At 39.0% G+C, this 13,029-nt stretch carries 11 protein-coding genes; 9 read left to right on the forward strand and 2 right to left on the reverse strand.

What is annotated here, in order from left to right:
• Positions 1-66 precede the first annotated feature (66 nt).
• The 8 genes from AB1H92_RS00725 to AB1H92_RS00760 all read left to right on the forward strand — a co-directional run bounded on the left by AB1H92_RS00725 (position 67) and on the right by AB1H92_RS00760 (position 10,113).
• Positions 67-783, forward strand: coding sequence for a FadR/GntR family transcriptional regulator (locus AB1H92_RS00725; protein ID WP_115359701.1), 717 nt, complete (start codon positions 67-69; stop codon positions 781-783).
• A gap of 14 nt (positions 784-797) precedes the next feature.
• Positions 798-1,517, forward strand: a complete 720-nt coding sequence (locus AB1H92_RS00730) for a (Fe-S)-binding protein (protein WP_115359702.1) — start codon at positions 798-800, stop codon at positions 1,515-1,517.
• Between the two features lie 14 nt (positions 1,518-1,531).
• Complete coding sequence (locus tag AB1H92_RS00735) at positions 1,532-2,953, forward strand: LutB/LldF family L-lactate oxidation iron-sulfur protein (RefSeq protein ID WP_115359703.1); 1,422 nt, start codon at positions 1,532-1,534, stop codon at positions 2,951-2,953.
• Positions 2,954-3,667 (forward strand): lactate utilization protein C, encoded by a 714-nt coding sequence (locus AB1H92_RS00740; RefSeq protein ID WP_311157249.1) that lies wholly within the window; start codon positions 2,954-2,956, stop codon positions 3,665-3,667.
• Between the two features lie 180 nt (positions 3,668-3,847).
• Entirely contained in the window at positions 3,848-5,146 is a 1,299-nt protein-coding gene (locus AB1H92_RS00745) for an MFS transporter (RefSeq protein ID WP_115359704.1), read from the forward strand.
• A 768-nt stretch (positions 5,147-5,914) separates the two neighbouring features.
• Entirely contained in the window at positions 5,915-7,117 is a 1,203-nt protein-coding gene (locus tag AB1H92_RS00750; protein WP_172481027.1) for a TsoY family (seleno)protein, read from the forward strand.
• 527 nt (positions 7,118-7,644) lie between these two features.
• Complete coding sequence (locus AB1H92_RS00755; RefSeq protein ID WP_115359706.1) at positions 7,645-9,243, forward strand: BCCT family transporter; 1,599 nt, start codon at positions 7,645-7,647, stop codon at positions 9,241-9,243.
• A 216-nt stretch (positions 9,244-9,459) separates the two neighbouring features.
• Positions 9,460-10,113 (forward strand): RraA family protein, encoded by a 654-nt coding sequence (locus AB1H92_RS00760; protein WP_370475214.1) that lies wholly within the window; start codon positions 9,460-9,462, stop codon positions 10,111-10,113.
• 59 nt (positions 10,114-10,172) lie between these two features.
• On the opposite strand, the gene AB1H92_RS00765 is transcribed toward AB1H92_RS00760, so the two are convergent.
• Both AB1H92_RS00765 and AB1H92_RS00770 read right to left on the reverse strand, forming a co-directional pair.
• A complete protein-coding gene (locus AB1H92_RS00765) occupies positions 10,173-11,138 on the reverse strand; it encodes a bile acid:sodium symporter family protein (RefSeq protein ID WP_115359707.1) in 966 nt (321 codons plus the stop codon).
• A 10-nt stretch (positions 11,139-11,148) separates the two neighbouring features.
• Entirely contained in the window at positions 11,149-12,519 is a 1,371-nt protein-coding gene (locus AB1H92_RS00770) for an FAD-binding oxidoreductase (protein WP_115359708.1), read from the reverse strand.
• Positions 12,520-12,720: 201 nt separating this feature from the next.
• On the opposite strand from AB1H92_RS00770, the gene AB1H92_RS00775 reads away from it, so the two are divergent.
• Positions 12,721-12,981 (forward strand): hypothetical protein, encoded by a 261-nt coding sequence (locus AB1H92_RS00775; RefSeq protein WP_115359709.1) that lies wholly within the window; start codon positions 12,721-12,723, stop codon positions 12,979-12,981.
• Positions 12,982-13,029 lie beyond the last annotated feature (48 nt).

Raw genomic sequence — 13,029 nt, forward strand, 5'->3', positions numbered from 1 at the left:
CAAGGATTAATTATCTACTGGTCATCAGATGACCTTATGACATTGTTGAATGAGGTGTGAGATGAAATGACATCTAGACGTATACAAACGAAAAAGATTTATGAGGAAGTGGCAGATTCACTAGTCAATATGATTAAAAGCGGGGAATTAAAATCAGGTGACCGATTAGACTCAGTGGAGCAACTGGCGAAAACTTTCGATGTTAGTCGATCGGCAGTTAGAGAAGCGTTAAGCGGTATGCGTGCGATGGGATTAATTGTAATGCGTCAAGGAGAAGGAACATTTGTTACAAATTTTGATGCATCTAGTATCAAATTGCCAATCAATACAGGGTTGTTAATGAACAAAGAAGATATTCGAGAAATTTATGAAGTGCGTAAAATACTTGAAGTGGGTGCTGCAAGATCAGCTGCGCTTCACCATCAACCAGAGGATTTAATTCCTATACGAGCGGCGCTCGAGGCTATGGAGAGGGCTATTAACAATGGTGAAGTGGGGGCAGAAGCAGATATGCAATTCCATATGGCTGTAGCAAAATCATCACACAATGACATTCTAATCCATTTAATGAGCTCAGTATCTGAAATTATGTTAAGTGTCTTGGAAGAAACGCGCCAAGTGTTAATTCATACAGAGAAAAAAACCTCTACTTTAATTGCGGAGCACCAGGCAATTTATGATGCAATTAAAGAACGTGTACCGGAAAAGGCTTACGATCATATGTTGTCTCATTTAACAAATGTCGAAAAGTCATTAGAAAAATATATGAAATTTAGAGAGTAATTGAGGTGAATAAAATGAAAGTTTCTCTATTTATAACGTGTATGGCAGATATTTTTACTTCTAATGTAGGGAAGGATACGGTTGAAATTTTAGAGCGTTTCGGATGTGAGGTTGATTTTCCGGAGGCGCAAACTTGCTGTGGACAGCCTGCTTATAATAGCGGGTATTTAAAAAATACGAAAGAAACAATGAAACATATGATGAAGGTTTTCCGAGATTCAGAGTATGTTGTTGGCCCATCTGGTTCTTGTGTGGCGATGTTACGCAGTTATGAGAGCATCTTTAAAGGGGATCCAAATTGGGAAGATGAGGCAAAAAAGTTCGCCTCAAAAACATTTGAATTGTCCCAGTTTCTCGTAGATGTACTCGGTGTAACCGATGTAGGTTCGACGTTTAAAGGAAAAGTGACGTATCATCCGTCTTGTCATATGACGAGAATTTTGGGCGTAAAAGCAGCGCCATTACAATTGCTTCGAAAAGTGACTGGTGTCGAGCTGATTGAGTTGCCGCAAGGTGAAGATTGCTGTGGATTCGGCGGCACATTTGCTGTCAAACAATCGACAATTTCTGCTGAAATGGTACAAGAAAAGGCAAATCATGTCGTTGAAACAGAAGCTGAATATTTAGTCGGTGGCGATATGGCTTGTTTATTAAATATTGGTGGTCGTTTATCAAGAGAGGGACGCAATGTAAAAGTCGTCCATCTTGCTGAAATTTTAAATCATACTGGATAGGAGGAGTGAAAGAAGTGGGAATACGTATTGGAGACCCTTCATTTGATAAACGGGTTCATGAAGGCATTGAAAATGAGTTCATGTTAAATTCGGTGTCCTCTGCACAAGGACGTTTTAGAAGCCGAAAAGCAACTGCATCAGATGAACTTGGTAACTGGGAAGAATGGCGTGCGCTAGGTGAAGAGATTCGAGCACATACATTGGATAATATTGACTATTACTTACAACAATTAAGCGATAACGTTGTGAAACGCGGTGGGCATGTTTATTTTGCCGAGACGGCTAAAGAAGCGAATGAATATATCCAAAATATCGTGAAAAAGAAAGACGCGAAAAAAATTGTGAAGTCGAAATCGATGGTAACAGAAGAAATTGGTTTAAATAAAGCAATTGAAGAAGTTGGTGCAGAAGTTGTTGAAACAGACTTGGGGGAATGGATTCTACAACTTGATGGGGATGTCCCTTCTCATATTGTTACACCGGCATTACATTTAAACCGCGACCAAATTAAAGAGACCTTTACGGAGAAAAGAGGCTACGAAAAGTCAAATACACCTGAAGAACTCGGTTTATTTGCGCGTCAGGAATTGCGGAAAGATTTTTTATCTGCGGATATTGGAATTACGGGGTGTAATTTTGCTGTAGCTGAGTCGGGTACGGTTACATTTGTGACGAATGAAGGGAATGCAAGACTTGCAACGTCGCTCCCAGATACGCAAATTACAGTGATGGGGCTGGAGCGTATTGTACCGACTTGGGAAGAACTAGACATTTTAGTTAGTTTGCTGACACGTTCAGCGGTCGGACAAAAGTTGACGAGTTACATAACGGGAATTACAGGTACGCGTTTAGCGGGTGAAATCGATGGACCGGAAGAGTTTCATTTAGTCATTGTAGACAATGGTCGTTCGAAAATTTTAGGGACCGAATTCCAGTCGGCCTTACATTGTATTCGTTGTGCAGCTTGTATTAACGTTTGCCCGGTTTATCGTCATATTGGTGGACATGCGTACGGTTCAATTTATCCAGGACCGATTGGTGCTGTATTGACACCATTATTGGATGGTTATGAAAATCATAAGGAACTGCCACATGCATCTACTTTATGCGCTGCTTGTACAGAGGCTTGTCCGGTGAAAATCCCACTTCATGAACATCTAATTCGTCACCGCGAAATTATGGTAGAAAACGGGATGGCACCAAAGGCAGAAAAAATCGCAATGAATGGTTTTGTGAAATGGTCAACGCATCCAGCGGCTTATAAAATGAGTGCAAAATTTGCGCGTACAGCGCTGAAACCGTGGACAAAAGATGAAAAGATTTCAAAAGGACCCGGCCCACTTAATAATTGGACCAAGCAGCGCGATTTTCCGGCGCCTGGAAGGGAAACATTTCGTTCTTGGTTTAAAGAGCGTGAAAAAGGAGGTAAGAAATAAATGATGGACATTGATAATCGAAATCATTTTTTAAATAACTTGGCGAGAAACTTAGACAGACCGCGCCGAATGGAAAGTGTTGAACGTCCGAAGTGGAGTTTAAGACCGCAGTTAGAGCTGTATAAAGATTATACGCATGATGAACTTGTGGATGTATTGGAGGGACAATGTAAAGTAATCCATACGAATTTTAAACGGACGACTTTTACAGAACTCTCAACTGTGTTAACAGAAACGATACAAGGGCATGATGGAAAACGTATCATTGCATCAAATGATCCCCGTAATAATGAATACGGCATGGACGAAATTTATGCGAAATGGCGTGAAGACAAAATCGACGTTCGTCTTTGGGATGAAACAACCGGCAAGGAAAATCAAGAGTTTGCTGAAAAGGCGGATATAGGGATTACGTTTAGTGAAGTTACACTAGCAGAATCGGGAACGGTTACATTATTTAATGATAAAAATAATGGACGAACGATTAGTTTATTGCCGCGTGTCCATGTTGTTATCATTCCAAAAAGTACGATAGTCCCACGCATGACACAAGCTGTGAAGCAGATTCATGAAGCGAATCAAGGAGGAAATGACGTGGCTTCTTGTGTTAGTTTTATTTCAGGTCCAAGTAATAGTGCGGATATTGAGATGAATTTAATCGTCGGCGTACACGGTCCGGTAGAGGCGACGTATATTGTTGTGGAGGATAAGTAAGCTATTCGCTCTTTCTTTTCATAATGAAATAGAAAGGTTCGTCCGACACGAAAGCAGCGTCATATGGTATGTGATTTCATCGGGTCATCAGATGACCTGATGAATCTTGAGTTCCAGAATTAAAAGTCGTTTTAGAGCACTTTACATTCATGTGAAATCAAAATATGAGGGGGAACACCAATGTTAAAGGGGAATGCAAGGGTATTAGCTGCTAGTTTAATAGGCAGTGCGATTGAATGGTTTGATTATTTTTTATATGGAACAGTTTCAGCCTTAGTTTTTAATCAGTTATTCTTCGGTGATGTGGATCCAACATTAGGTTTAATTCTTGCCTATTCATCTTTTTCAATTGCCTTTTTCTTACGGCCTGTCGGTGGGATTGTTTTTAGTCATATTGGAGATCGCTTAGGCAGAAAAAAGACGTTAGTACTCACGCTCAGTATAATGGGATTGGCTACTGCCGGAATGGGGTTTTTGCCAACTTATCAAGTCATTGGTATTTGGGCACCAATATTCCTTACTTGTTTACGTTTCCTTCAAGGACTTGCTCTTGGTGGAGAATGGGGAGGCGCATTATTGTTAGCGGTTGAATATGCACCAAGTAATAGAAAAGGATTATTTGGAAGTGTCCCGCAAATGGGGATTTCTATTGGCTTAATTTTAGGTTCTTTAGCAATCTCGGTAATGACTCTTTTACCGAACGATCAGTTCATGTCTTGGGGATGGCGCGTACCATTCATCTTAAGTGCCTTTCTAGTTTTATTTGGCTTATGGATTCGTAAAGGGATTGATGAAACCCCTGAATTTAGAAAAGCACAAGAGTCGGGTGAAATTGCAAGACTTCCGATTGCCGATACATTACGCTACCACTGGAGAGCAGTGTTAATTGCGATGGGAATCAAAGCAGTTGAAACGGCACCGTTTTACATATACGGAACATTTATCGTTGCCTATGCAACATCTAATTTGTCATTCGGGAAGTCAGATGCGCTGAATGCTGTTGTGATTGGCGCTGCCATTGCGACAATAACTATTCCAATTATTGGGCACTTATCAGATCGAATTGGCAGAAGAAAGGTTTACCTATTTGGTATTGTGGCGACTGTATTTTATGCATTTCCATATTTCTGGATGTTGCATCAAGGGTCGGTATTTTTACTAACGCTAGCAACGGTTATTGGTCTCGGACTCATCTGGGGCTCTCTCAATGCTGTTCAAGGAACGATGTTGGCAGAGTTATTCCCGGCTAGAATTCGTAACACTGGAATTTCACTTGGCTACCAGCTAGGTGCGGCAGTTGCGGGGGGGACCGCACCACTTGTAGCAACCTTGTTATTGGCTAAATTTAATAATTCTTACGTCCCTGTTGCAATTTACATGATTTTCACTGCATTTGTCAGTCTAATTGCGATTGCTGCTTTAAGAAGTAAAGGCGTAAGAAAAGAGATTGCCATTGGAGTACCTGAAGTTAGCAATTAAGTTTTTGTGTTTTTGTTATGAGATGGGACTGTTTAGAAAGAAGCTTAAGATTGAACCGGGTTATGAAAGTGGGATCTAAGCTTAAGAATTAATATAATACAATTCCCTTCAAGTAAACTTACATTTGAAGATGATATTGCTTAATAAAAAGTCGCACTTGTAGAAGATTATCAGCCTGATTCCAGTCAAAAGATAAAGGAATCGGGCTGTTGTTTATACTAATCACCTACACTGGAATCTGGAAGGAGCTCATTTTAGTATTTGGCTTAATTGTTCTGAAGTCCTTTCAATACCTCAATAGGGGTCCGTTCATTTAGCAGGAGACGATGTACTTTTTTCTGAGGTTAAAGACTGTAGATAATTGAATCTCCTATGATTTGACCTTCTCTATCAAAATCACAGGCTGAAATAATTTTATCTACATCATGTTTCATTAAAACGATTTTTAATCCTTAACTGCTTTCTAGCCCCAGAATCTTCATCTCAACGAGCCACTAACTATTTTTCCACGCTTTCGTACAGAAACAGATCTTTTCGATTCTCCTATAATTTCATAAATCATTTTCGAATCTCATTGCTTGCCAGAGAACTAATCCAAAGTCGTTTAATTGCTGATTCAGGAGTGTGTCGAGAATAGCGCTATATGTCGTTAATTGACTCTGTAAAAATATACCAATACAAAAATGTTTACAGTGTTAAAGTTATTTGCTATATTAAGTTTACACAACAAGATACCCCTGGGGGTATAAAGGTAGGAGGAAAATTAATATGAAAAGCAATTACAATCCACTATACTTTTTAGCGGCACTTGGAAATGGAGGGCTTGCCGTATCATTTTTCATGTATTTAATGTTTATGGTACCGCATCCAAACACGCCTATGGCAACGTTCAATGATATTTATCCGTACATTACAGGAGGCAGTCCATTTGTTTCAATTTCAATAGTCGTAGCTTTACTAGCAATCATTTACTTTGCAGTTAAGCATTTTGAGAAAATTATTTGGAATGTGAAAGAGTTCAACAAGTTTAAAAAGACAGAAGCATATCAAGCGTTACGTTCATCCAATGGAGAGGTTAGTTTAATGGCGATTCCATTAACGTTCGCAATGATGATTAATGTCCTGTTTATCTTAGGGGCTGTATTCATTCCTGGTTTATGGAATTACGTACAGTTATTACTTCCATTTGCTTTATTAGGCTTTATGGTAGTTGGGTATTATGCATTAAACTTATTTGTTAGAATGATGACTCGTTTTATGACGACATCTTCATTCAAAGAAGAGGCAAACAATCACTTTAGTCAATTGTTATCTGCATTTGCATTTACCATGGTTGCTGTAGGATTCGCGGCACCTGGAGCGATGAGCCATAATATCATCGTGTCGTCTGTTGGTATTTTATTTGCAATCTTGTTTACTTTAGTTAGTTTAGTTTTAATCACTGTTTGGATTGCTTTAGGATTACAATCAATCTTTAAAAGTGGTTTTGCACTAGAAGCTGGCCCAAGTATATGGATGCTCATTCCAATTCTGACGCTCATCGGCATAACTGGCGTACGTGTTACTTCTGGTTTAGCGCATAACTTTTTAGGGATAGATCCAAATCCATTAATCTCTTTTGTAGGTTTAGGTGCAATTATTACAGCCCAAATCGTAGTTGGTATTTTAGGTTATTCTGTTTTAACAAAAATTAGTTATTTTAATACGTTCACTAAAGGAAGCCAGAATAGCGCCGGTAGTTACGGATTAATTTGTCCGGGTGTTGCCTTCTCTGTTTTAGGTATGTTCTTCATCCATTGGGGATTAGTACAAAATGGAGTAGTTGACAAATTCTCTATTGCATACTTTATTTTTCTTGCACCGTTCACAATCGTACAGTTCAAAACCATTCAAGTACTGTCAAAGTTAAACAAAAAACATTTTAATTCTACAACAGTAACAGCGAAACAGGTTCAGGAAAGAACCATTTAAATAAAACAATAAAAACAGGGCTTCGAGTACGAAGTCCTGTTTTTTTACCTGCATTTTTGCCTCCGTATGTATAGCTGTCGGTATAAAAGTTGGGTATGGGGCAACTTACTATGTATATAAGGGAATAACGAACGTTCTAATGTAATTAATTAAAATATTAAAAGTGGAAACCGTCTATTTTCAAAGGCGTAGCTGCGCCTTCAGAACATATTTATCATTAACGGTTTAAGTATTTATTTTTCAACGTAGTACGAAAACTGGAGTTGAAATACTTCTGTCATATCCCGTCAAGTCCACCCAATGACTTTCATTCTTCCTTTGGTTATGATTAAATAGTTTTATGGTCATCGTTTTCAGTCCTTCTTTTTGGGGTAATGTGGGTAAGGGGAGTTCTGTGATTGGTGCTTCTTATATACCCTAAAAACGGTGTTTTTTGTGTTTATGAGGTTATATTTCTTAGTAAATCTAACACTAATCAGAGTTGGGTCTGTACAGTTTTTATAAAAAAACATGAAAGGATTCGTTCAATGAAAATAATTGATTGGCCTACTTTTATAGGGGCATTATTTTTAATTCTCGCTGTATCTATACCGCTAATATTATTTCCTGAAGCTGGTGCAGTCGTTGTAAATATGGCAAATGAATTTATGACGGAAACATTCGGGGTTGTTTATTTATTTGTTGGATTGGCGGCATTTGTATTTTTAATGTATGTTGCATTTAGTAAAAACGGAAAAGTAAAACTCGGTTATGAAGGAGAAAAAAAAGAGTTTAACACATTTTCCTGGGCAGCCATGATGTTCTCGGCAGGAATTGGTTCAAGTATCCTATATTGGGGAATGATTGAGTGGGCTTATTATTATCAAGGGCCTCCATTTGGCCTTACGCCAGAATCTCCAGAAGCAATTTCTTGGTCCACTGCTTATGGTATTTTCCACTGGGGTCCAATGGCTTGGGCAATTTATACATTGCCCGCACTTCCAATAGCTTACTTTTACTATGTTCGTAAACAACCGGTTTTGAAAATTAGTGAGGCTGTGAGGCCAGTACTAGGAAAGCTAGTTGATACGCCAATTGGAGTTGTTATTGATGTTCTGTTCATGTTTGGACTAATGGGGGGAGCGGGGACAACCCTTGCACTCGGTACGCCGATGATTGCGGCTGGTGTTGAAGATATTACGGGAATTCCAGCTACTCTCGGTATGCAGGTCGTCATTATGATGCTTTGTACAGCTATCTTTGCGACAAGTGCTTATTTCGGTCTCAAAAAAGGAATAAAAATACTAAGCGATATTAACCTTTGGCTAACAATTTTTCTTCTGACTTTTGTTTTTGTTATGGGACCGACATTATTTATTAGTAATACAACGTTCACAAGTATTGGGATTATCTTAGACAACTTCTTTAAAATGGCTACATGGCTAGAACCATTTGGAAATTTAGCAGGTTTCGAAAAAACGAATTTCCCACAGAAATGGACAATTTTCTACTGGGCATGGTGGGTGGTGTATGCGCCATTTGTAGGTTTATTCGTTGCGCGTATATCCCGTGGTAGAACGATTCAAGAAATGATACTCGGTACGATGATTTATGGAACTGTTGGTTGTATGTTGTTCTTTGGTATACTTGGTAACTTCGGACTTTATCTTCAATTGACTGGTTCTTTTGATGTAATCGGATACATGAACGAAGCGGGTGCGCCAGCGACAATCATTGCGATTCTTCATCAGCTCCCACTTACAAAAATTATCGTGCCAATCTTTACGGTTTTGGCGATTATTTTCCTTTCGACGACATTTGATTCAGCGTCCTTTATTTTAGCGGCAGTCGTACAGAAGAGAGTGGAGTCAGAACCTTTAAGATGGAACCGACTATTCTGGGCATTTACATTAACATTACTTCCACTGGTTTTAATGTTTATTGGTGGGCTTGAGACGCTTCAAACGGCAAGTATTGTAGCTGGTTTTCCAGTTATATTCATTATGTTCTTACTTGCTTGGTCATTTATGAAAGCTTCGAATGAGGATATATTAGCATCAAAAGATTATGATTCCCCGATGATTCATATTCGTCGTCGAGAAGAAAAAATCCTGAAGCAGAAAAAGAGAAAGCTTCACGGCGATTAGAGATAAAGGTAAATTAGATGACTAACCAAAAATATTGTAAGTAGACCTCATAAAACAAGATAGATAATGAACCAAGAAAAGCCTGTGCGAAACATACATGAATATGTATTGCACAGGCTTTTTAGATTTGCTGAAGGGGTAGACACTTAGATGAATAACATATAGACTATTCCTTAAAGTCAGACTCCTCGGTGGCGAAGAGGGGAAGCCGTTGGTATGGGGATTCACGATTATAAAGAAAGGGGTAGTATGATGACGATGGATTATATTGAAGAATATTCAAAGCTTCCTACGACGTGTGTTTCAGATGCATTAAATGGTGAAAATGCAATGGATGTTTCGATTAAACCCTTGGCAAACTATAAGGTTGCTGGGAGGGCCTACACTGTAAAAATTCCAAAAGGGCAGAACAAAGAGCTATTGAGGGCGATCAAAGAAGCAAGTGAAGAAGATGTGCTTGTTATTGACGCAGAAGATGATACTTCAAAAGCGATTGCAGGTGATTTTGTTCTAGGCATGGCTAAAACGTTAGGGATTAAAGGCGTTGTAACGAATGGGGTCATTCGAGATATAGAAGATGTTATTAACTTAGACTTCCCTGTATTTTGCAAAGGTACAACGATAAGTTCGGGGAGTAAGTCGGACGATGGTTATTCCAAACGACCAATTAGTTGTGGCGGTGTTGTGGTGAATCACGGTGATATAATCGTAGGAGACCAAGACGGAGTCATCGTTGTGCCAAAAGAAATAGAAGCGGAGACATTAGAGAAAGCAAAAAAGAAACTCCAGCAGGATGAGGAGAGAGAAAGTAGAGTTTCTCATAATATTGATGCGATCCATGAATATATCGAAAGCGTTTTAAGCAAATAAATAAATGACAGGTATCCGTTTTTAAGTTATTGGATACCTGTCTATTTACGTTTGAAAAATTAATGCTCGACTAGTTTTTCTACTTTCACTTTCGTTTCATCAATCGATTTATTTGCCCAAAACGTGGCCAGGATAGGCCCGGAGATATTATGCCAGATTGCCCCCCAAACACTAGGTAAGGCGGCAAGTGGACTGAAGTGGGCTGTCGCCAAGGCAACACCTAATCCAGAGTTTTGCATGCCAACTTCGATGGAGATTGCTCTGCGATCGTTCTCGTTTAATCCCATTGCTAAGGCGGTTAAATAGCCAAGTAATAAACCGAAGCCATTATGCAAGAATACGGCGATAAATACGAGGAATCCAGCCGATACGACATTGTTAGCGTTGGCCGCAGTCACTGCTGAGACGATGATCAAAATTGCAGCAACCGATATGAGGGGGATAACTGAAACCCCTTTATCAACAACGGTAGGGAAAAATCTCTGTACAACAAGTCCCAAAATGATTGGGATAATAATGACTTGTAAAATTGACATAAACATGGCTAGTGGATTCACTGGCAACCATTGTCCGGCTAATAAATAAAGGAGCAATGGTGTCATAATAGGGGCTAACATCGTTGAAAGAGAAGTCATTGCTACAGATAATGCAACGTTACCTTTCGCTAAATAAACCATTACGTTAGATGCAGTCCCTCCAGGAACAGATCCTAATAAGACAAGTCCAGCAGCAAGTTCTGGCGGTAATTTAAGTAAATAAGCGAGACCAAAAGCAATGAGTGGCATGATCGTGTATTGTGTGCCTATTCCAGCAATAACAGGCATAGGATTTGTAAAAACCAATTTAAAATCCACTGGCTTTAATGTAAGCCCCATTCCAAACATGACGACGCCAAGTAAAATCGTAATATAGCTCCCGAACACGGTAAAAGTCGATGGGAAGATGAAAGCAATAACTGCTGCAAAAATGACTAAAATCGCAAAGTATTTTCCAGCAAGTGCACTTAATTTCTCTAATATCTTCATAGTGTCCTCTCTACTCAACATCTATAATTTTATTTGGATTTAGTAGATTATTTGGGTCCAAAACTGTTTTAATTTGTATCATAATATCAAGTGCAGCACCGTGTTCTTTGCGCTGGTATGCTTTTTTACCAATCCCAACACCATGTTCCCCGGTACAAGTTCCGCCACGTTCTAAAGCATAAAGCACCACATTTTCATTAAATTGCGTTGCTTTCTCGACTTCTTCAGCATTATCCATATCTATCATAACGATCGTATGAAAATTCCCATCGCCTACATGGCCGACGATTCCGCCTGGAATCCCTAATTTATCTAACTCTTTCCGCGTGTAAATGACTGCATTTGCTAATTCCGAAATAGGCACCGCAACATCTGTAAGCATCATTTTTTTACCGACATAGTCATGGACATAAGCGTAGGCTAAATTATGACGTGCATCCCATAGTTGGTTTCTAGCCGCATTATTCGTTTCTGATAAGAAGTCCTCACAACCATGATGGGCCATAATCTCTTTCGTAAATTCAACGTCCTCCTGTAGCCCTGCTTCATTGCCATGAAACTCCATGAAGAGCGTTGGTTTGATTGGGTAGTCTGTTTCGCTGAATTTATTAATTTGGATAATAGATGCTTCATCGACAAATTCAACCCTTGCAATCGGAATGCCCGCTTGTAGGATTGATGTCACTGATTCAATTGCGTTGTTGATGGTTGGGAAAGTTGCACGCGCTGCGGCAATATGTTCCGGTATGCCATGTACTTGAAGTGTTAATTCAGTGAAGCACCCAAGTGTCCCTTCAGAACCGATAAATAGTCCGTTTAAATGATAGCCCGAAGCAGATTTTGCTGCTAAGCTTCCTGTATGTATCACACTGCCATCCGCAAGCACAACTTCCATATCTCGCACTTGATCACGCATGACGCCATATTTCACTGTTGTCGTTCCGCTTGCATTTGTTGCAGCCATCCCCCCAATCGTTGCATTCGCCCCAGGGTCAACAGTGAAAAATAAACCATACTTTTTAAGTTCTTGATTGAGCTGTTCTCTTGTAACACCAGGTTGAACTTTTACAAGTAAATCACTTTCTTTAATCTCTAGAATTTGATTCATTAATGAAAAATCAACGGTAATGCCATTTTCATAAGGAATGACATGTCCTTCTAAGCTAGAACCCACTCCAAACGGCGTAATTGGTGTCTTAAACTCTTGCGCTACTTTCATAATATGGCTGACTTCCTCAGTTGACTTTGGAAATACAACAATATCGGGCAGGCTTGTTTGATGATGAGTTTCATCTTTACTATGTAATTCCCTAATTGTTTCATTTGTTGAGATTTGTTCATCAGACAATTTTTCTTTTAATGCATGAATTACTAATTCCATTTTATGATTCCCCCAAGCAAATAAGTGGTTGGACCATTTTTAGATTTGTTGAATCTATGTTAATATTTGGTACAATCGGTTGTTGTTACTATTGTAATGATTTTTCAGATTAATTCAATGGTTTTGATAAAGTTTCAGAGATTAATATAAATTATCGTAAGTATAGAAGTTTGATTGAGGGTTTAAGATAGGGGGATATAGATGTTTGAAGTGAAAGTAGAGAAACATGATGACCACATTGTAATAAAGTGGCAATTTAGCAAAACTAAAATACCTATTTCCGAGATTATTAAGGTAACATACGATCACACCTACGCAGGAGAGAGTAAGACAGCGGTAAGGATTGGGTATCCTTATGGGACGACCGATAGAATATCCATTCAAACAGCAAAGAAAGACTACTTAATTTTTACGAGTGTAGGAGCCACGAAGGAAAAGATACTTTCTTTGTTGTCTAGCTAGCAGACGCAAAAAAATCATGAATGTTTAAACATTCATGATTTTCGGGGA

Origin of the sequence: Sporosarcina pasteurii (assembly GCF_041295575.1) — a bacterium.
GTDB lineage: Bacteria > Bacillota > Bacilli > Bacillales_A > Planococcaceae > Sporosarcina > Sporosarcina pasteurii.